The following is a 20696-nucleotide window of genomic DNA, read 5'->3' as shown; positions in this document are numbered from 1 at the left end:
CGCAAGGTCATCGAATTTACGAATGTTTCCATCCGATAACATCGTTTGCGCGCAGGCACGAGCGCGCGCATGCTGCCGGGCGAAACGACAGGAGTAGCGATCATGTCCGCCCTGCCCGCCAGCGCCCCCGCCGCCCCGAAGCCCGCGTTCGATTGGACCGACCCGTTCCTCCTGAACGACCAGCTCACCGAGGACGAGCGGCTCATCGCGCAGACCGCGACCGATTTCGCCGAGGAGCGCCTGCGCCCGCGCATCGTCGAGGCCTATCTCAACGAGACGACCGATCCCTCGATCTTTCGCGAAATGGGCGAGCTCGGACTGCTCGGCGTCACGCTGCCGGAGGACTACGGCTGCGCCGGTGCGTCTTATGTCGCCTACGGGCTCGTGGCGCGGGCGGTGGAGCGGGTGGATTCGGGCTACCGCTCGATGATGTCGGTGCAATCCTCGCTGGTCATGTATCCGATCCATGCCTACGGTTCGGAGGAGCAGCGGCGCAAATATCTCCCTAGGCTCGCCAGCGGCGAATGGATCGGCTGCTTCGGCCTCACCGAGCCCGACGCCGGCTCGGACCCCGGCGGCATGCGGACCACGGCCCGCAAGGTCGACGGGGGCTACGTCCTCGACGGCGCCAAGATGTGGATCTCCAACGCGCCGATCGCCGACGTCTTCGTGGTCTGGGCGAAGTCGGAAGGCCATGGCGGGGCGATCCGGGGCTTCGTTTTGGACAAGGGCACCAAGGGCCTGTCGGCACCCAAGATCGAGGGCAAGCTCTCGCTTCGCGCCTCCGTCACCGGCGAGATCGTGATGGACGGGGTGGAGGTCGGCGAGGAGGCGCTCCTGCCCGACGTGTCCGGCCTCAAAGGTCCGTTCGGCTGCCTCAACCGCGCCCGCTACGGCATCTCCTGGGGCGCGATGGGCGCGGCCGAGGACTGCTGGCACCGCGCCCGCTCCTACACGCTGGAGCGTACCCAGTTCGGCCGCCCGCTGGCGCAGACGCAGCTCGTCCAGAAGAAGCTCGCCGACATGCAGACCGAGATCGCGCTGGGGCTCCAGGCGAGCTTGAGGGTCGGGCGCCTGTTCGACGAGGGCCGAATGGCGCCGGAGATGATCTCGATCGTCAAGCGCAACAACTGCGGCAAGGCGCTGGCCATCGCGCGGGAAGCGCGCGACATGCACGGCGGCAACGGCATCATGGGCGAGTACCACGTGATGCGCCACGCGCAGAACCTCGAGACGGTCAACACCTACGAGGGCACGCACGACGTCCACGCCCTGATTCTCGGCCGCGCCCAGACCGGGCTCCAGGCCTTCTTCTGATGGCGGACGCGCCGCTGAAGGGCCTCAAGGTCCTGGAGCTCGCCCGCATCCTCGCCGGACCCTGGATCGGCCAGACGCTCGCCGATCTCGGCGCGGAGGTGATCAAGGTCGAGGCGCCGGAGGGCGACGACACGCGCCGCTGGGGGCCGCCCTTCATCGAACGCGAGGGCGAGCGGACCGCGGCCTATTTCCACGCCTGCAACCGCGGCAAGCGATCCGTGATCGCCGACTTCTCCACTCCTGAGGGCCGCGCGCTGGTGCGGCGCCTGGCGCTGGAGGCCGACGTCCTGGTCGAGAACTTCAAGGTCGGGGGCCTGGCGAAATACGGCCTCGACTACGAGAGCCTCTCGGCCGAGAACCCGCGCCTCGTCTACTGCTCCGTCACCGGCTTCGGCCAGGACGGGCCTTACGCGGCGCGCGCCGGCTACGACTTCATGATCCAGGCCATGGGCGGGATCATGGACCTCACCGGCGAGCCGGACGGCGGCCCGCAGAAGATCGGCGTCGCCTTCGCCGACATCTTCACCGGCCTCTACGGCACGATCGCCATCCAGGCGGCGCTCGCGCGGCGCGAGCGGACCGGGCGCGGCGACCATGTCGACATGGCGCTGATGGACTGCATGACCGGGGTGCTCGCCAACCAGGCGCTGAACTACTTCGCCGGCGGCACCGCGCCGACGCGCCTCGGCAACGCCCATCCCAACATCGTGCCCTATCAGGCCTTTCCCGTCGCCGACGGGCATGTCGTGATCGCCTGCGGCAACGACCGGCAGTTCGCCCGGCTGATGCAGGTCATCGGCGAGGCGGCGCTTGCCGCCGATCCGCGCTTTGCCACCAACGAGGCGCGCGTCGCCAACCGGCAGGCGCTGGTCGCCATCATGGAAGGGCGGCTGCGCCTCCGCACGCGCGACGCGCTTCTGGCGGACCTCGAGCGCGAGGGCGTGCCGGCCGGGCCGATCAACACGGTGGCCGACGTCTTCGCCGACCCGCAGGTGATCCATCGCGGGATGCGGATCGAGCCGGACGGGGTGCCGGGCCTGCGCACGCCCATCCGCTTCCGCGAGGCCGCGCTGTCGCTGGAGACGCCCTCGCCCCGGCTCGGCAGCGGCGGGATGGAAGGCTTTACGAAGACCTAGAGCCCGCAGGCCCGGCGCAGCATCGCCCGCGCCTCCTCGCGCGGCACGTCGGCGCATCGCACCAGGGCCGCGCGCGCCTTGGCGTGGTTGCGCAGGATGTAGGACGCGTTTTCCGGATAGCGGCTGGCGCGCCACTCACTGACCGCGATCGTCATCGCCTGGCGCACCCCGACGAGGTCCGGCAGGAGGTCGAGCTCAAGCGCGGGCACGGGATGGACGGCGTGATAGGCGCCGACGAGGTCCGCCATCGGCTCGAACGGATGGCCCTCCTCCGGCACCTGATAGGCGCAGGCGATGGCGAGGTCGTAGATCGCGAAGGTCTCGACGAGGTCGCCGAAGTCGAGGATGCCGCTGATGCGATCGGTGTCCTCCTCCTCCACCAGGAGGTTGAAGGGGTTGAAGTCGTTGTGGACGACCTGGGCGCGAAGGCTCGGCTCGCGCGGCGCGATGGCGTCGCGGAAACGGGCGAACACCCCCTCCACCCGCGCGCGCAGTTCGGGATCGGCGATGTGGTGCGTCCGGACGAGAAGGCCCGGCGCATGGCGGAGGTCCCAGACGATCTCATGGGTCGCGGCGGGATGGGAGAAGGTGAAGAGACCCTTCGCCAGACGCCCCAGCGCCGCGCCGACGCCGCGCATCTGGGCGGGCGTGCGCTGCGTGCCGAAGAGCGGTCGGCCGGGCAGCCAGGTGAGGAGGCGGGTGAAATGGCGCTCGCCGTCCCGTTCGGCGAGACATTCCGGCTCGCCGTCGAGGGTCCTCACGAGGCGCGAGGCCGGCACGTCCGGCACCGTGCGCTCGATGTGCTCCAGCGCCCGGTTCTGGAACTCGGACACCGCGCGATCCTCGGCCGCGTTGGCGATCTTGAGCACGAACCGCCTGGCCCCCGCCGCATCCAGCCGCACGGTGAGGTCGCGCTCGCTGGTCAGCATGGAGGCCGCCGTGTCGATGCCGTATCGCTCGCGCACCAGCGTCTCGATCTCGGCGAGCGAGAAGTCGGGCGCGCGGGTGGTGAAGGCCGATCGCGCCTCGGCGGCTTCGGGTGTCGACATGGCCGGCCTTCTCGGGTCGGAGGGGCGGAAACGGGACGAGCCGGCAGCGACAAGCCGACGCAAAGCGTCTCCTCTTCGCAGCTTTTTCGATATACCATATACCGTTCGGAAACAAGCGGCGAGCCGGCAAACGCTTCGGGCGGGATGACCTAGACAGCTCTTGCCCAGCAAGACGAAGACGCTTCCCCCAATTTTTCCAACGGTATATCATGTATCGAATTTCGGGCGCACTGCCGTGCCCCCTCCCCGTCCGAGGAGCCGTCGCATGAGCACCGCCGCCGACCTGTCCATGCCCAACGCCTTCGTGCCCGGCCGCGGCGACCTCTCCCCGGAAAACGAGGCGCTGGTCGCCCGGCGCGCGCGCGTCCTCGGCCCGGCCTACCGGCTGATGTACGAAACCCCGCTCCACCTCGTGCGGGGGCAGGGCGTGTGGCTCTACGACGAGAGGGGCCGCGCCTTTCTCGACGCCTACAACAACGTCGCCTCCATCGGGCATTGCCATCCGCGCGTGGTGGAGGCGATCCGCGCGCAGGTCGGCGTGCTTGCCACCAACACGCGCTACCTCCACACCGCGATCCTCGACTATGCCGAGCGGCTGGTGGCGACCTTCCCGGCCGAACTGTCCCAGGTCATGTTCGCCTGCACCGGGAGCGAGGCCAACGACCTGGCGCTGCGCATCGCCAAGGCGAGGACGGGCGGCACCGGCATCATCGTCACCGCCAACGCCTATCACGGCATCACGGAAAGCGTGGCCGCCTTCTCGCCCTCGCTCGGGTCCTCCGTCGATCTCGGCCCCCACGTTCGCACCGTGCCGGCGCCCGACCGGTATCATCTCGGCGAAGCCGATGTCGGCGCGGCGTTCCGCGCCTCCGTCGAGGCCGCGATAGACGACCTCAAGCGCCACGGCATCAGGCCGGCCGCGCTGTTCGTCGACAGCCTCTTCACCAGCGACGGCGTCCTGCCCGGCCCGGCCGGGTTCCTCCAGGGCGCGGCGGAGGCGATCCGTGCCGCGGGCGGCCTCTTCGTCGCCGACGAGGTGCAGCCGGGCTTCGGCCGCACGGGCGAAGCGATGTGGGGCTTCGAGCGCCACGGCGTGGTGCCGGACATGGTCACGCTCGGCAAGCCGATGGGCAACGGCCATCCGATCTCGGGCGTGGTGATGCGCCCCGAGGTGGTCGAGAATTTCGGCCGCAACGCCCGCTATTTCAATACGTTCGGCGGCAACGCGGTGTCCTGCGCCGCCGCCATGGCGGTGCTCGAGGCCATCGAGGCGGAGGGCTTGCGGCAGAACGCGTTGGAGGTCGGCGCCCATCTTCTCGACCGGGTCGCCGAGATCTGCCGAGGCGACGGAGGCGTCGGGGACGTGCGCGGCGTCGGGCTCTTCATGGCGGTCGAGTTCGTGTCGGACCGGGCGACCAGAACGCCCGACCGGGCGCGCGCCTCGCGCGTCGTCAACGCCATGCGCGAGCGCGGCGTCCTGATCTCGGTGTCGGGCAAGGACCACAACAGCCTGAAGATCCGCCCGCCCTTGGTCTTCACGCGCGAGAATGCCGACCTCTTCGCCGAGGTCCTCGGCGACGCCCTGAAGGCCACCGCCTGAGGGTGGTCAGGCGGTCGCGCGCTCGCGTCGGCGCGCCGCCTCCACCGCTTCGAGATGGGGAACCAGGAAGCTGCCGGCGACGGTGAGGTCGGCGACGACGCCGGCCCGCGCCGCCGCCCCGTCGCCTGCCTCCAGCGCGGCCAGGATCGTCCGGTGCGCCTCGTTGGCCTTCGCCTCGTAGGCGGGCGCGCCGAACAGCTCCTTCATATAGGGGCCGGTCTGGCTCCAGAGATCGCTGATGAGTTCGAGGAGACGCGGCGAGGCGGCTTCGGAATAGACGGCGAAATGAAAGGCCCGGTTCTCGCGGCGATAGGCGTCGTGGTCACGGCTCGCGAGGCTCTCGTCCATGTCGTCGGCGAGCCTTGCCAGCTTTCGCAGGACGCCCTTTCTCACGCGCGGCGCGGCCAGCTCCGCCGCCAGCCCCTCCAGTTCGCAGCGGATGCGCGCCAGCTCGGCATACTTGGCCGCCTCCAGCGCCGGCACGGCGATCGAGCGGTTGGGCAGCAGCACCAGGAGCCGCTCGGCCACGAGGCGCTGCAGGGCCTCGCGCACCGGCGTCGTCGAGATGCCGTAGGTCTCGGCGAGGGTGCGGATCACCAGCACCTGGCCGGGGTCGAAGCTGCCCGCCATGAGACCGTCCCTGATCCGATCATAGGCAAGGTCGTTGAGGGTCCGGTACTCGATCTTGGTCACAAGGGGCCTCCGCAGCGCGGCCAGCATATCATATACGCCCGGCGCGCCAACGGTCGCCCGCCCGCCCCGGCCGCCGTCGCACCCGTCTGGCACGCATCCTGCATCCCCGCATCCGGCGGAGCCTGGGCCACCAAGCCTCTTCAATCGCCGCCGGATTGATGGTGAACTTCCTCCGGGTCGGCTCGGGACCGGATGGGGAGGGCATGCGATGCGGATCACCTATTCCACGGCGGACGTCGCCCCCGGCCTGAAGCACGCGTTCTGGCAGGAGACCGTCGCACGCACCTACTTTCCGCTCGACCTCCGGTTCCGCGGAGGCCGGGAGTTCGACGGCGCCCTCGATGTCTGGTCGCTCGGCGACGTGTCCATCTCGCGCAACCACTGCGACGGGCTCCTGTACCGCCGGCAGGAGCGCCATCTCGCGTCGGAGCGCGAGGAAAGCTATCTCATCACCGTGCCCGACATCGCGGAAATCCGCTTCCTGCAGGACAACCGCGACGTGACCTGCCGGCCCGGCCAGTTCCTGATCGAGCGAAGCCACCTCCCTTACGAATTCAGCCACCGCGAGCGGGCAGCCCTCTGGGTGATGAAGGTGCCGAACGCGCTCCTGCGCTCGCGCATCGCACGGCCCGAGCGCCTCGCGACGCTCCAGTTCGACGCCCGCCACGGCATCGGCGCCCTGTTCGTCGACATGCTGCGCATGACGGCCCCCCGCCTCGACGAAATGGACGCCCCCGCGCGCCGCCTGATGGGCACGCATCTCGTGGACCTCCTCGCCATGGCGGTGGAGGCCGACCAGCGCGTCCTGACCGGCCAGTCCTCCTCCGTGCGCAACGCCCATCTCCACCGCGCCGAGCACGTCATCCGCACCCGCCTTCGCGAGCCCGAGCTTTCGCCGCGCCGAGTGGCCGAGAGCTGCGGCATCTCGCTGCGCTACCTCCATCAGCTCTTCGAGGCGGAGGGCACGACCGTCTGCGCCCATATCCGGACCCAGCGCCTCCTGATGTGCGACACCCTGCTGCAGGATCCGGCGAACCGGCGCGCCATCGCGGAGATCGCCTACGAATGGGGATTCGTCGATCAGGCGCAGTTCAGCCGCGCCTATCGCGCCCGGTTCGGCCGCAGTCCGAGCGAGACCCGCAGCCGCGCGCGCCGGGCCGGCTGAGCGACACGCGCCGCCGGCCTCCGCGCTCGCCCCGTCCCCGATCGCGGCCATGCGCAAGCTTTGATGCGCTCCACGACAAGAGCCTGTGGCCGAAAGCCCCTTTAATCCCCCGAACAGCTTTCGCAACAGCACCGACCGAGCCGATCGGACGGGACGGATCGCACCGGTCCGCCCTGCCGCCGGATCGGGCGAAGCATGGGGATCGGCCGCCTTGCAGAACCTTCGCGTCGCCGTCGATGTGGGCGGCACCTTCACCGACATCTGCATCATGGACGAGGACACCGGCCTCATCCGCATCGAGAAGACGTCCTCCACGAAGGACCCGATCGAGGGCATTCTCGGCGGCGTCGCCAAGGCCGGCATCGACCTGTCCAGGGTGGCGCTCTTCAGCCACGGCACGACGGTCGCCACCAACGCCCTGATCACCCGCCGTCTGCCGCGCACGGCCATGGTCTGCAGCGCCGGCTTCCGGGACGTCATCGAGATCCGCCGTGCCAACAAGGAGGACCTCTGGGACGTCTACAAGGACGTCGTGAAGCCCTACGTGCCCCGCCGCGACCGGCTGACCGTGCCGGAGCGCGTCGATTCGGCCGGCCAGGTGGTCGAGCCGCTGGACGAGGCCGCCGCGCGCGAGGTCGCCCGCATCCTGAAGAAGCGCGGCGTCGAGGCGATCGCGGTCTGCTTCATGAACGCCTATCTCAACGGCGACCACGAGCGCCGCATGCGCGAGATCCTTCTCGAGGCCATGCCCGACGTGCCGGTCTCGATCTCCTCGCAGGTGCTCCCCGAGATCTTCGAGCACGAGCGCTTCTCGACCACGGTCGCCAACGCCGCCGTCTCGCCCGTCGTCGTCAGCTACACGAGCCGCCTCGGGGAGGAACTGGCGAGCGGGGGCTATACCCGCGACCTCCTTCTCCTTCACACCGGCGGCGGCGTGATGACGCCGGCCGGCGTCAAGGACTATGCCGCGCGGCTCGCCGGCTCCGGCATCGCGGCCGGCGCCATCGCCTCGCGCCACATCGCCTCGCTCTGCGGCTTCCCGAACTCGATCGGCCTCGACATGGGCGGCACGTCCACGGACGTCTCGCTCGCCTACGAGGGCCAGTCGCGCGTCACCAAGGACTGGCACATCGAGTTCGGCTATCCCATCCGCTTCTCCTCCATCGAGGTGCTGACGATCGGGGCCGGCGGCGGTTCGCTCGCCTGGACCGACGAGGCCGGCTCGCTTCGCAACGGCCCGCAGTCGGCGGGTGCCTTTCCCGGCCCGGCCTGCTACGGCAACGGCAACCGCCAGCCGACCAACACCGATGCCAACGTCACGCTCGGGCGCCTCGGCACGAGTCTGGCCGGCGGCAAGGTGCGGCTCGACGCGGGCCTTGCGAGGGCGGCCGTGGACGAGGGCGTCGCCAGACCCTTCGGTCTCTCCGTGGAGGAGGCGTCCGACGCGATCCTGCGCGTCGCCAACGCCAACATGTCGGACGCCGTGCGGCTGATCTCGATCAGCCGCGGCTACGACCCGCGCGACTTCGCCCTCGTCGCCTTCGGCGGGGCAGGCGCTCTGCACGGGGTGGACGTCGCGCGCGAGCTCGCCATCCCCACCGTCATCGTGCCGCCGAACCCCGGTGTCACGTCGGCGCTCGGCTGCCTTCTCGTCGACATGCAGCACGACTTCTCCGAGAACTGCATGGTGGAGGCCTCGCAGGCCGAGCCCGCCGACATCGAGGCCCGCTTCGCCCGCATCGAGCGCGAGGCGCTGGACCGATTGACGCACGAGGGCGTGGCCGAAGCCGACATCGTGCTCCAGCGCTCCATCGACATGATGTATCGCGGCCAGTGGCGCTCGCTCGCCGTCTCCGCGCCCCGCCCGATCAGCTCGATCGAGGCGCTGGTCGCCGAGTTCCACGCCGAGCACCAGCGCGAGTACAACTTCCGCCGCGACGAGGCGCCGGTGTCTTTCTTCCGCATCAACGTCAAGGCGATCGGCGTGGTCCGCAAGGCCGAGCTCGCCGTCCACGAGCCGACGGGCGCGGCCCCCGAGCCCGCGAGCCGCCGCACGGTCTGGTTCGACAACGTGCCCCACGACACGCCCGTCTTCCGGCGCGACGACCTGCCCTGCGGCTTCTCGTTCAAGGGGCCGGCGATCGTCGAACAGGTGGATTCCACCACCGTCGTCCCGCCCGGCTCGCTCGCCGAGGTCGACAGATTCCTGAACATCATCATCCGCGTGAAGGGCTGAACGAGATGGCCGGCGAACAGACGCTCGATCCCGTGACCTTCGAGGTCCTCAAGAACTCCTTCATCACCAGCGTCGACCAGATGGGCGAGCAGGTGCTGCGGACCTGCTATTCCTTCGTGATCTACAACCACGACTTCTCCTCGGCCCTGCACGACGCGAACGGCGAATGCGCGGCGCAAGGGAACCAGGACATCGCCGTCCACGTCGGCACCCTGCATTTCACGTGCAAGGACGTCATGCGCGCCTTCGAAGGCGACATGCACGAGGGCGACGTCTTCGCCACCAACGACCCCTATGCCGGCGGAACTCATTTCTCCGACGTGCGCCTGATCCGTCCGATCTTCTCCGGCGGCGAGATCATCGCCTTCGCCCAGTCCAACGGCCACTGGTCGGACATGGGCGGCTCGGTGCCCGGCTCCTTCGACGTGACCGCCCGCGACATGTTCCGCGAGGGCCTGCGCATCACGCCGGTCCGGCTCTACGACAAGGGCGTCTTCCGCCGGGACGTCGCCAACATGATCGCCGCCAACACGCGCGATCCCGCTTCGATCATCGGCGACATCCAGGCCCAGGCGCAAGGCACCGCCGTCTGCGCGCGCGAGATCGGCCGCCTCGTCGAGAAATACGGGCGCGACACGGTGAAGACGGGTCTCGCCGAGGTGCAGGACTATGTCGAGCGCGCCGTGCGCGGGCGCATCGCCGCGCTGCCGGACGGCACCTGGGAGACGGTGGACTACATCGACCGCGATCCCGCCGGCGGCGAGGGCATGATCCCGATCCGCATCAAGATGACGATCAAGGGCGACAAGGCCTATTACGACTTCTCGGGCAGCCACCCGACCATCGCCACGATCTACAACTCGGCCTTCGGCGCCACCTTCTCGGCGGTCGCGGCGGGCATGAAGACCTTCTTCCCCGACCTGCCGCTCAATTCCGGCTTCTACCGCGCCTTCGAGCTCAGCGTCCCCGAGGGCTCGATCGTCGATGCCCGATGGCCGGTCGCGGTGACCGGGTTCCTGATGCCCTTCGAGAAGATCATGAACTCGATCTACGAGATCTGGTCGGACCTCATGCCCGAGCGCGCCCTCGCCTGCACCTTCAACCTCGAATACCTGCTGACCGGCGGGCGCGACGCGCGTGTCCCCGACAAGCCGATCTTCATGTTCTACGACTGGCTGCCCGGCGGCTGGGGCGGGCGCAACGGCAAGGACGGCGCCAACGTCACGACCTCCTGCTTCGGCGTCGGCCTCATGTCCCAGCCGATCGAGGGACAGGAGCGCACCACGCCGATCCTGATGACCGAGTGCCAGATCCAGACCGATTCCGCCGGTCCGGGCCAATGGCGCGGGGGCGTCGGGGTGCTCAAGGGCTCGAAGCTCCTGCAGTCGGAGGACACGGTGATCTCCTACATCTGCGACCGCGAGCGGGCGATCGTCTGGGGCATCGAAGGCGGCCTTCCCTCGACGCCCCACGGGCTGACGCTGAAGCGCGCGGACACCGACGAGACGGTGCGGCTCGGCACCATCTTCTCCGACGTGCCGCTGAAGGAGGGCGACCGGTTCTGGCGCCCGACCGGCGGCGGGGGCGGCTTCGGCGACCCCTTGAAGCGCGACCCGTCCCTGGTCCTTGCGGACGTCGCCGACGACTACGTCTCGGTGGAGCGCGCCGCCAAGGACTACGGCGTCATGATCCGCGTCAACGACGCCGAGCTCTGCGACTACGAGATCAACGAGGCGGGCACGCGGGCGCTGCGCGCCGAGATCGCCGCGAGCCGCGTCGACTGGGCGCGCGCCGATCCCGAAGCGATCGCGCGGGGGTACCGGGCCGGCGAGATCGACATGCTCGACGTGATCCGCCGCCATGCCGTGATTCTCGACTGGGGCACCGGCGAGCTGCTGCCCGAATCGACCCGTCAGTTCCGCGAGAGCTTCGAGCGCCGTTCGGTCGCCAAGTGGGAAGCCGCCTGACGAGGGCCTGAAGGCCGGGCGGGGGCCGCGGCGCGCCCTTGCCGCGTCAGCGGAAGAGCTCCGGCTTCTCCAGCCGCAGCGCCGCGGCGCGCCGGTGCCCTTCCAGCCCTTCCGCCGCGCTCTGGCGGGACGCCGGCGGCGCGACGGCCGCCACGCCCGCATCGTCCAGCCACTGGTGCGTCGCGATCTTGACGTAGGAGCCGACCCACAGCCCGCCCGTATAGCGCCCGGCCCCCATGGTCGGCAGCGTGTGGTTGGTGCCGCAGCACTTGTCGGAATAGACGACGCTGGCCTTGGGTCCGATGAACAGCGAGCCGTAGCCCGACAGGCGCGCCGCGAAGGCCTTGGGGTCGCGCGTGTGCACCTGGAGATGCTCGGCCGCGATCCAGTCGGAATAGGCGATCATGTCCTCCTCCGAGGCGCAGACCGTCACCTCGCCCTGCGCGGCCCACGAAACGCGCGCGACGCTGGCGGTGGACAGCGTTTCGAGCTGCCGTTCCACCTCCGCGACCACGGCTTCCGCCAGGGCGCCGTGCGTCGTGATCAGGCCGACGCGGGTGTGGACGTCGTGCTCGGCCTGGGCGAGGAGATCGGTCGCGATGATCTCGGCGTTGCCCGTCTCGTCGGCGAGCGTGTAGATCTCGCTCGGACCCGCCAGCTGGTCGATGCCGACCGGACCGAAGACCTGGCGCTTGGCCTCGTTGACATAGGCGTTGCCCGGCCCGACGATCTTGTGGACCGCCGGAATGGTCTCGGTCCCGTAGGCCATCGCCGCGATCGCCTGTGCCCCGCCGACCCGGAAGATGCGGTCGGCGCCCGACAGGTGGCAACCCGCGACCATGGCTTCCGCCGCCGTCGGCGGCAGGCAGGCGATCACCTCCGGGCAGCCTGCCACCTTGGCCGGCACGATGGTCATGATCGGCGCCGACAGGAGCGGATAGCGCCCGCCCGGCACATAGGCGCCGACGCGCGCGACGGGGATGACGCGGTGCCCGAGATGGAGGCCCGGCCTCAGCTCGATCTCCAGCGGCAGGATGGTCTTCAGCTGCGCCTCGGCGAACGCCCGCACGTTGGCGATGGCGAATTCGGTGTCGGCGCGCGTCTGCGGGTCCAGCCGCGCGACCGCCGCCTCGCGCTCCTCCCGGCTCACCTCGAAGGCCTGCGGCTCCACCTTGTCGAACGCGGCGGAATAGCGCCGCACGGCCGAATCGCCCTCGCCCCGCACCGCCGAGAGGATGCCCGAAACGGCCTCGGCGACGCTCGCCTGCGTCCCGCCCTGCGGCTGCGGCGCCTTCACGAAGCGGAGGCGGGCGCGAAGCGTGTCGATCTCGTGGGCCATGGGTGCGTCCTTCCTGCTGGATTTGCGCGCAGGACGCTCGCAGAAGCGGCATGCACGGGCAAGGACACGCGGCGCTCCGTTCATTATGATGAGCGTTCGAGCCCGACCGAAAGGAGACCCCATGCCCGCCATCGGAGCCGCCATCCGGGAGCTGCGCCGCCGCCGCCAGCTCTCGACGCGCGAGCTGGCCGCCCGCTCCGGCATCGCCCATTCCACCATCTCGCTCCTGGAGCGGGACCGGATGAGCCCGTCGGTCGATACGCTGGGCGCGATCCTGGAAGCCATGGGATCGACCCTGACCGGCTTCTTCTCCGAGCTCGGAGAGGCCCTGCCCCACTCCCCCTTCTACCGCGCCGAGGACCTGCCCGAGATCGGGCGGGCGGACGGGATCTCCTATCGGATGGTCGGGGTCAACCATCCCAACCGCAAGCTCCTGATGCTGCGCGAGACCTACCAGCCTGGCGCCGACACGGGCGAGGCCTTCTCGCATAAGGCGCAGGAGGCGGGCATCGTGCTCAGCGGCGCGGTGGAGGTGAGCGTGGGCGAGCGCACCCGCCGGCTGGAAGCGGGCGACGCCTACTATTTCGACAGCGAGACGCCGCACCGTTTCCGCAACCGGGGCACCGAGCCGGCCGAGATCGTCAGCGCCATCACCCCGCCGACCTATTGAGAGGCTGTTTCGGACCTCCGCGGCGAGGATCGGCAACGACGGCCGGGGCGAAAAGCACCGTCGAGCCGAACCGGCGGACGTCCGGAACAGCCCCCGATCGTGGAAACTATTCCGAGCAGCCGCGCGAAGGGTTTTGCGCTTTTGCCCTTTCGTGCTTGAAATTCGAACGGTTCAACATTGGGGGAAACAGGTCATGTCGCGGACTGCCATCGCAAGCATCATGGGCGGCCTTCTCGCCGCCACCCTCCTGACGGCGGCGCCGGCCGCCGCGCGCGACCTCACCGTCGTCTCCTGGGGCGGCAACTACCAGGACGCGCAGCGCGAGATCTACTTCAAGCCCTTCGCCGAGAAGACCGGCAAGCCGGTGCTCGAAGAGTCCTGGGACGGCGGCTACGGCGTGCTCTCGGCCAAGATGCAGGCCGGAACGCCGAACTGGGACGTCGTCCAGGTCGAGGCCGAGGAACTCGCGCTCGGCTGCGCCGACGGCATCTACGAGCCGGTGGACTGGTCGAAGCTCGGCGGCGAGGACAAGTTCATCCCCTCGGCCGTCAACGAATGCGGCGTCGGCGCCATCGTCTGGACCACGGGCCTCGGCTACGACGCCGACAAGCTGACCGAAGCGCCGAAGAGCTGGGCCGACTTCTTCGACACGGCGAAGTTCCCGGGCAAGCGCGCCCTGCGCAAGGGGCCGAAATACGCGCTCGAATTCGCCCTCATCGCCGACGGCGTGGATCCCAAGGAGGTCTACACCGTGCTCGCCACGCCCGAAGGCGTCGACCGCGCCTTCAAGAAGCTCGACACGATCAAGAAGGACCTCGTCTGGTGGGAGGCCGGCGCCCAGCCGATCCAGCTTCTGGCCTCGGGCGAGGTCGTGATGACCTCGGCCTATAACGGGCGCCTTGCCGGCATCAACAAGACGGAAGGCAAGAACTTCCAGATCGTCTGGCCGGGTTCGATCTACGCGGTCGATTCCTGGACGGTGCTCAAGGGCTCGCCCAACAAGGACGCCGCCTTCGACTTCATCGCCTTCGCCAGCGAGCCGGCCAACCAGTCCAAGCTGCCCGACTACATCGCCTACGGCCTGCCCAACAAGGAAGCCGGCGAGATGCTGAAGCCCGAGATCGCGGCCCAGCTTCCGACGGCTCCGGCCAATCTCGACGTCGCGATTCCCCTCGACACCGATTTCTGGGTCGACAACATCGAGGCGCTGAACACCCGCTTCAACGCCTGGGTGGCGCAGTAAACGCCGCTTCGGGGCCGGCGCCCGCCGCCGGCCCTTCGCCTTCCCGATCCCTGCGCCCAAGAGGCTCGATGACCTTCATCCATTTTCAGGACGTGTCGAAGTCCTTCGGTCAGACGCGGGTCGTCGAGAATCTCGATCTTGCCGTGGAGAAGGGCGAGTTCCTGTCGCTGCTCGGTCCGTCGGGCTCGGGCAAGACCACGATCCTGATGATGCTGGCGGGCTTCGAGAACGCCACGTCGGGCACGATCCTGATGGACGGCGAGCGCATAGAGGACCTGCCGCCGCACAAGCGCGGCATCGGCGTCGTGTTCCAGAACTACGCCCTCTTCCCGCACATGACGATCGCCGAGAACGTCGCCTTCCCGCTTCAGATGCGGGGCCTCTCCAAGGCCGAGATCGGCGATCGGGTAAGACAGGGCCTCGACCGCGTGCGCCTCGGGCACCTGGGCGACCGGCGGCCCGACCAGCTCTCGGGCGGCCAGCAGCAGCGCGTGGCGCTGACCCGCGCCCTCGTCTTCGAGCCCAAGGTGGTGCTGATGGACGAGCCGCTCGGCGCGCTCGACAAGCAGCTGCGCGAGGAGATGCAGCTCGAGATCCGCGAGCTCCACCGCCGCCTGGGCCTCACCGTCGTCTTCGTCACCCATGACCAGGGCGAGGCGCTGACTATGTCCAACCGCATCGCCATCTTCGACAAGGGCAAGATTTCGCAGATCGGCACGGCGACGGAAGTCTACGACCACCCCGAGAACGCCTTCGTCGCCCAGTTCATCGGCGAGACCAACCTCCTGAAGGCGAGCGCCGCGGCGTCCGACGCCTCCGGCACGACCCTCGTCTTGGAGGGCGGGGCAACGCTGCGCGCGGCCCCCGGCCCGACCTTCCGGCCGGACACGCCGGTGATGATGTCGGTCCGCCCCGAGCGCCTCCATCTCCAGGCCGAAGCGCGGCCGGACGCGCTGGAAATGCGCGTCGACGACGTCGTCTACCAGGGCGACCACCTGCGCCTCCACCTGTCGCGCGGCCCCTTGCGCCTCTTCGCGCGCGCCGAGCGGCGCCTGGCGTCTCCGCCCGTCGGCGGCACCGTGTACGTGACCGCCGATCCCGCCGACATCGCGGTCTTCCCCGCATGACGCGCGCCGGCTCCACCGCTCGCAGCGCGGCGCTCATCGCGCCGCTCTTCCTGTTTCTTCTCGTCTTCTTCCTCTGGCCGCTCTGGACCATGGTCTCGGTCTCGGTGCGCGACCCCGCCGTCGGCGCCGTCCTGCCCCGCACCGCCGCCGCCATCGCCTCCTGGAGCGGCGAGGGCGCGCCGGACGCCGAGACGCAAGGGGCGCTCGTCGCCGATCTGCGCCAAGCCGACGCCATCGCTCTCGGGGCCGCCGTGCGCCGGCTCAACAGCGACGTGTCGGGCTTCCGCACCCTCATTCCCAAGACCCAGCGCGCCGCGAAGGAAGCGGCCGAAGGTCAGCCGGTCGATCTCGTCGCACTCGACCGGCGCTGGGCGGACCCGGCCTTCTGGACCGCCATCCGCGCGGCCGCGTCCGCCTATACCGACCGCAACCTCCTCGCCTCGGTCGATCTCACCCGCAACGAGGCCGGCGCGATCGAGAGCCTTCCCCCCGGCGCCTCCGCCAACCGGCTGATCATCACCCGCACCTTCCTGATCGCCGCGTCGATCACGCTTTGCTGCCTCGCGATCGGCCTGCCCTACGCCATGCTGATGGCGGCCACCACCGGCTGGAAGCGCTCGGTCCTGATGATGGCCGTGCTCCTGCCGCTCTGGACCTCGCTCCTCGTGCGCACCGCCGCCTGGTTCATCCTTCTCCAGGACCAGGGTGTCATCAACGGCGCGCTGCAGGCGATCGGCCTCACGAACGGCCCCCTCCCCCTCATCTTCAACCGCACCGGCGTCGTGATCGCCATGACGCACGTCCTCCTGCCCTTCATGGTGCTGCCGATCTATTCGGTGGTGAACGGCATCCCGAAGACCCTGATGCCGGCCGCCGCCTCCATGGGCGCGACGCCGTTCCAGGCCTTCCGGCGCATCCTCCTGCCGCTCGCCATGCCCGGCATCCTCTCGGGCTGCCTTCTCGTCTTCATGGTGGCGATCGGCTACTACATCACGCCGGCCCTCGTCGGCGGCCCGAACGACCAGATGATCTCCTCCATCATCGCCTTCTATGCCCTCCAGACCGCGAACTGGGGCATGGCGGGCGCGCTCGGCCTGATCCTCCTCGTCGTCACCACGATCCTCTATCTCGTCTACGGCCGGCTCTCGCGCTCCGGCACGCCGCTGGGGGCCTAGGAGTCCGTTTGACACCTCGATCGGGTCGGTCCGACGGTCCTTTTCCGCCGTTGCTTCGTTGCCAATCCTCGCCGATGCCGCCGGCATCGACCGCGTTTGGCGCCTCGCGAGCGGCAAAAAATCCCTCGCCGGTCCTCCGCCGTCGAGCTGCCAAACGGACTCCGCCATGCTCAAGCCCGCTCAAGGCCTTTTCGGAACGCTCGCTGTCCTCTTCCTACTCGCGCCGCTCGTCGCCATCCTGCCGCTGGCCTTCACCGGCGGCATCTTCCTGAACTACCCCATCCCCTCCTTCTCCCTTCGCTGGTTCGAGGAGCTGGCGCGCGCCGACGCCTGGCGCCTGTCGATCGTCAACAGCCTGATCATCGGCACCGGCGCGACGGTGCTCTCCGTGGTGCTCGGCACGCTGGCGGCGCTCGGCCTGCGCAACGGGCTGATCCCCTTTCCCAACGTCTTCCGGACCTTCTTCCTCCTGCCCATGGTGGTGCCGGCGGTGGTGCTCGGCGTCGGGCTCCAGATTTCGCTGGGCGGTCTCGGGCTCACCAGCACGTATGCCGGCGTGATCCTGTCGCACGCCGTCCTTTGCGTGCCCTTCGTGGTGATCAGCGTCTCGACGGCGCTTCAGGGCATCGACCGCCGCGTCGAGCGGGCGGCGGCGAGCCTCGGCGCCTCGCCCGCCACCGTGTTCCGCCGCGTCACGCTCCCCCTCGCCCTGCCAGGCGTCGTCACCGGCGCGGTCTTCGCCTTCGCCACCTCCCTGGACGAGGTGGTGCTCACCCTCTTCGTCGCCGGACCGAACCAGCGCACGCTGGCGCGCCAGATGTTCTCCTCCATTCGCGAGAACATCTCTCCGGCGATCGCGGCCGCCGCCTTCGTTCTGATCGTCGGCACGCTGCTGCTCGCGGCCCTGGCTGCGCTCATGAACCGCCGCAAGCGGGTCGCGGCGGCGTCGTGAGCGTATCGGAATTTTCGATATGGCGATGAAGCAGGAAGAATTTCACAAAGCCTGCCCGACCGCGCGAGGATCGGCCGCGTCGACAACCCGACTGCCGGAAGGCCCGCGCCCATGGTGACCCTCAACTGCGACATGGGCGAGAGCTACGGCAACTGGCGCTTCGGCGACGACGAGGGGATCATGCCCCATGTCGACTGCGCCAACATCGCCTGCGGCTTCCACGCTTCCGACCCCGTCACCATGCTGCGCACCGTCCGGCTCGCGCTCCGGCTCGGAAAGCGCATCGGCGCCCATCCCTCGCTGCCGGACCGCGAAGGCTTCGGCCGGCGCGAGATGAGGCTCCAGCCGGAAGAGCTGACTGCGGCCTTTCTCTACCAGATCGGCGCGCTCGCTGGCATCCTCCGGGCGGAGGGCGGGACATTGTCACACGTGAAACCGCACGGCATCGTCTACGGCATGGCCGCACGCGACGCGGAGACCGCCCGCGCCATCGCGCGCGCCGTGAAAGCCTTCGACGTGCCGCTCTTCGGCCTGGCCGGCACGGCGCACGAGACGGCGGCGGACGAGATCGGCGTGCCCTTTCAGGGCGAGTTCTTCCCCGACCTCGCCTACGCGCCGGACGGCGCCCTGGTGATCCCGCGCGTCCAGTCGGCCATCGACCTCGCCCTGGTGGAAACGCGAATGGAGCGGGCGCTGCGGGACGGTCGGCTCGAGACCACCGCCGGAACGCTCCTGCCGGTCCGCTTCGAGACCGTCTGCATGCATTCCGACCCGCCCAACGCCCGCGAGGTGGCCGGCGTCCTGCGCCGCGTCATCGACCGGCATGCGCACGCAGTCTGATTTCCGGTTGCGATCGAGGCCGAAAGGGCGACAATCGCGGCCGGATCGGAGATCAGATCAAAGCCCGCCCGCGCGCCGCCCCGCTCGAAGCGCCCGGCCCACTTCCCTCCTCACCTCGAAATCCGGTGGTTTCCATGGACACGCTCTCGAATTCGCTCGCCGCGGCCGACATCGCCCACACGCTGCACCCCAACACCAATCTCCGGTCGCATGAGGAGAACGGCCCCCTGGTGATGGCGCGCGGCGAAGGGATCCGCGTCTACGACGACAAGGGCAAGGAGTATATCGAGGGTCTGGCCGGGCTCTGGTCGGTCGGTGCCGGCTTCTCGCAGAAGCGTCTGGCGGACGCCGCCTATGCCCAGATGCTCAAGCTCCCCTACTACCACACGTTCACGTCCAAGGCGAACGAGCCCTCCATCCGCCTCGCCGAGAAGCTCGCCGAGATCACGCCGGAGCCTTTGACGCGCGCCTTCTTTACCTCCTCGGGATCGGAGGCGAACGACACGATCGTCAAGATGGTGTGGTACCGTTCCAACGCGCTCGGCAAGCCGGCGAAGAAGAAGTTCCTGGCCCGCACCAAGGCCTATCACGGCATTACCATCGCCTCCGGCTCGCTCACCGGCTTACCCGTCAACCATCGCGCCTTCGACCTGCCGGCGATCCCGGTGCGCCACCTGACCTGCCCGCATTTCTACCGCTTCGGGCAGGAAGGCGAGAGCGAGGCGGCGTTCACCGAGCGCCTCCTCGCCGAGCTGGAATCGGTGATCGCCGAGGAAGGCGCGGAGACGATCGCCGCCTTCATCGGCGAGCCGCTGATGGCCGCCGGCGGCGTGATGCCGCCCCCGGCCGGCTACTGGGAGGGCGTCGAGCGCATCTGCCGCGCCAACGACATCCTCCTTGTGGCGGATGAGGTGATCTGCGGCTTCGGCCGGCTCGGCACCCCGTTCGGCTGCCAGAAATACGGCTTCACGCCCGACATCATGACGCTGTCGAAGCAGATCACCTCCTCCTACATGCCGCTCGCCGCCGTGATGATCTCCGATCACGTCTACGGGCCGATCGCCGACCAGTCCGCGGAGATCGGCGTCTTCGGCCACGGCTTCACCGCGTCCGGCCACCCGGTGGCGACGGCCGTCGGGCTGGAGAACCTCAAGGTCATGGAGGAACAGGACTGGACCGGCAACGCCGCCCGGCTGGAGGCGCAGTTCCAGGGGGCCTTGCGCGACTTCGCCAGCCATCCGCTGGTCGGCGAGGCGCGGGGCGACGGGTTGATCGGCGCCCTGGAACTCGTCGCCGACAAGGCGACCAAACGCCCCTTCGAGACGGTCGGCGCGGTCGGGCGCATGGCGGCCGCCATCGGCCACGAGGAGGGACTGATCTTCCGCGCCATCGGCGACCAGCTCGCCCTCTGCCCGCCGATGATCGTGACGGAGGACGACGTAGCGGAGATCATGACCCGTATGGGCCGGACGCTGGAAAGGCTGAACAACGCCGTGCGCAGCGAAGGCCTCCGGTGACGCGGCCCGAGGCCGAACCCGTCGTCCACATCGACGACGGACGCTTCCGGGTAACGGAATGGCGCTTCGCGCCCGGCGCCGAAACTGGCTGGCACATCCACGGGCACGACTACGTCATCGTGCCGCTCACCGACGGGCGGCTCGACCTGACGCTGCCTGACGGGGGCTCGGCCCAGGCGGAGTTGCGCCGGGGCGTGCCCTATTCCCGGCGCACCGGCGTCGCGCACAACGTCGTCAACGGCGGCGCGGCTCCGCTGGCCTTTCTCGAGGTCGAGGCGGTGGAGAGCGACCTCTCCGCCCGCCGCCTCGCCACGCTCGACCGCTTCCTCGCCGCCTGGAACGCGCGCGACGTGGACGGGCTGATGGACTGCATGGCGGAGAGCTGTGCCTTCCACAGCTCCGCCGGACCGGGACCGGAGGGTGCGCGCCACGAGGGCCGCGAGGCCGTGCGCGTCGCCTATGCCGCCCTGTTCGACGCCTTCCCGCAAGCCGCCTGGACACGGGGCCGGCACGTGGTCTCGGGCGACACGGGCCTGTCGTCCTGGCGCTTCGTCGGCACCGCGCGCGACGGGGGGACGGTCGAGGTGGACGGCTGCGACATCTTCGGCTTCGACGGCGAGCTGATCGCGCTGAAGGATTCGTACCGCAAGAACCGGAGCTGACGACCTAG

General features: G+C 69.4%; 17 protein-coding genes. 14 read left to right on the top strand and 3 right to left on the bottom strand.

Annotation, left to right across the window (positions count from 1 at the left end):
• Positions 1-102 precede the first annotated feature (102 nt).
• Both O5O54_RS02605 and O5O54_RS02600 read left to right on the top strand, forming a co-directional pair.
• Positions 103-1317, top strand: a complete 1215-nt coding sequence (locus O5O54_RS02605; protein WP_279478757.1) for an acyl-CoA dehydrogenase — start codon at positions 103-105, stop codon at positions 1315-1317.
• The gene (locus O5O54_RS02600) at positions 1317-2453 is read left to right on the top strand and encodes a CaiB/BaiF CoA-transferase family protein (RefSeq protein ID WP_279478754.1); all 1137 of its coding nucleotides are present in this window, start codon (positions 1317-1319) and stop codon (positions 2451-2453) included. The genes O5O54_RS02605 and O5O54_RS02600 overlap by 1 nt, the downstream gene beginning before the upstream one ends.
• Here O5O54_RS02600 and O5O54_RS02595 read toward each other — a convergent pair.
• Positions 2450-3502, bottom strand: a complete 1053-nt coding sequence (locus O5O54_RS02595) for a phosphotransferase (protein WP_279478753.1) — start codon at positions 3500-3502, stop codon at positions 2450-2452. The genes O5O54_RS02600 and O5O54_RS02595 overlap by 4 nt on opposite strands.
• A gap of 283 nt (positions 3503-3785) precedes the next feature.
• Here O5O54_RS02595 and O5O54_RS02590 point away from each other — a divergent pair, with 283 nt between their 5' ends.
• Positions 3786-5102, top strand: a complete 1317-nt coding sequence (locus O5O54_RS02590) for an aspartate aminotransferase family protein (RefSeq protein WP_407061660.1) — start codon at positions 3786-3788, stop codon at positions 5100-5102.
• 6 nt (positions 5103-5108) lie between these two features.
• Here the strand turns inward: O5O54_RS02590 and O5O54_RS02585 are convergent, their stop codons facing one another.
• A complete protein-coding gene (locus O5O54_RS02585; RefSeq protein ID WP_279478750.1) occupies positions 5109-5795 on the bottom strand; it encodes a GntR family transcriptional regulator in 687 nt (228 codons plus the stop codon).
• A 208-nt stretch (positions 5796-6003) separates the two neighbouring features.
• Between O5O54_RS02585 and O5O54_RS02580 the strand changes: the two genes are divergently transcribed.
• The 3 genes from O5O54_RS02580 to O5O54_RS02570 all read left to right on the top strand — a co-directional run bounded on the left by O5O54_RS02580 (position 6004) and on the right by O5O54_RS02570 (position 11163).
• Positions 6004-6960: a helix-turn-helix domain-containing protein gene (locus O5O54_RS02580; protein ID WP_279478748.1), complete on the top strand. Its 957-nt coding sequence runs from the start codon at positions 6004-6006 to the stop codon at positions 6958-6960.
• A 211-nt stretch (positions 6961-7171) separates the two neighbouring features.
• Positions 7172-9196, top strand: a complete 2025-nt coding sequence (locus O5O54_RS02575) for a hydantoinase/oxoprolinase family protein (protein WP_279478747.1) — start codon at positions 7172-7174, stop codon at positions 9194-9196.
• Between the two features lie 5 nt (positions 9197-9201).
• Positions 9202-11163 (top strand): hydantoinase B/oxoprolinase family protein, encoded by a 1962-nt coding sequence (locus O5O54_RS02570; RefSeq protein ID WP_279478745.1) that lies wholly within the window; start codon positions 9202-9204, stop codon positions 11161-11163.
• A gap of 46 nt (positions 11164-11209) precedes the next feature.
• Here the strand turns inward: O5O54_RS02570 and hisD are convergent, their stop codons facing one another.
• Positions 11210-12502, bottom strand: a complete 1293-nt coding sequence (gene hisD, locus O5O54_RS02565) for a histidinol dehydrogenase (protein WP_279478742.1) — start codon at positions 12500-12502, stop codon at positions 11210-11212.
• A gap of 121 nt (positions 12503-12623) precedes the next feature.
• Here hisD and O5O54_RS02560 point away from each other — a divergent pair, with 121 nt between their 5' ends.
• From O5O54_RS02560 to O5O54_RS22335, 8 genes are all read left to right on the top strand, one after another.
• Positions 12624-13172, top strand: a complete 549-nt coding sequence (locus O5O54_RS02560) for a cupin domain-containing protein (RefSeq protein WP_279478741.1) — start codon at positions 12624-12626, stop codon at positions 13170-13172.
• Positions 13173-13365: 193 nt separating this feature from the next.
• Positions 13366-14415, top strand: coding sequence for an ABC transporter substrate-binding protein (locus O5O54_RS02555; RefSeq protein WP_279478739.1), 1050 nt, complete (start codon positions 13366-13368; stop codon positions 14413-14415).
• A 68-nt stretch (positions 14416-14483) separates the two neighbouring features.
• Positions 14484-15542 carry an ABC transporter ATP-binding protein gene (locus O5O54_RS02550; protein ID WP_279478736.1) on the top strand — a complete coding sequence of 353 codons (1059 nt, stop codon included), beginning with the start codon at positions 14484-14486 and terminating at the stop codon, positions 15540-15542.
• Complete coding sequence (locus O5O54_RS02545; RefSeq protein WP_279478735.1) at positions 15539-16717, top strand: ABC transporter permease; 1179 nt, start codon at positions 15539-15541, stop codon at positions 16715-16717. The genes O5O54_RS02550 and O5O54_RS02545 overlap by 4 nt, the downstream gene beginning before the upstream one ends.
• A gap of 166 nt (positions 16718-16883) precedes the next feature.
• Positions 16884-17669: an ABC transporter permease gene (locus O5O54_RS02540; RefSeq protein WP_279478733.1), complete on the top strand. Its 786-nt coding sequence runs from the start codon at positions 16884-16886 to the stop codon at positions 17667-17669.
• Positions 17670-17780: 111 nt separating this feature from the next.
• A complete protein-coding gene (pxpA, locus tag O5O54_RS02535; RefSeq protein WP_279478731.1) occupies positions 17781-18509 on the top strand; it encodes a 5-oxoprolinase subunit PxpA in 729 nt (242 codons plus the stop codon).
• Positions 18510-18643: 134 nt separating this feature from the next.
• Positions 18644-20026, top strand: coding sequence for an aspartate aminotransferase family protein (locus O5O54_RS02530; RefSeq protein ID WP_279478729.1), 1383 nt, complete (start codon positions 18644-18646; stop codon positions 20024-20026).
• Complete coding sequence (locus O5O54_RS22335; protein ID WP_347814866.1) at positions 20023-20688, top strand: nuclear transport factor 2 family protein; 666 nt, start codon at positions 20023-20025, stop codon at positions 20686-20688. The genes O5O54_RS02530 and O5O54_RS22335 overlap by 4 nt, the downstream gene beginning before the upstream one ends.
• Positions 20689-20696 lie beyond the last annotated feature (8 nt).

Origin of the sequence: Aureimonas sp. SK2 (assembly GCF_029813115.1) — a bacterium.
Classification (GTDB): domain Bacteria; phylum Pseudomonadota; class Alphaproteobacteria; order Rhizobiales; family Rhizobiaceae; genus Aureimonas.
This window is presented reverse-complemented; position numbering and strand designations above follow the sequence as displayed.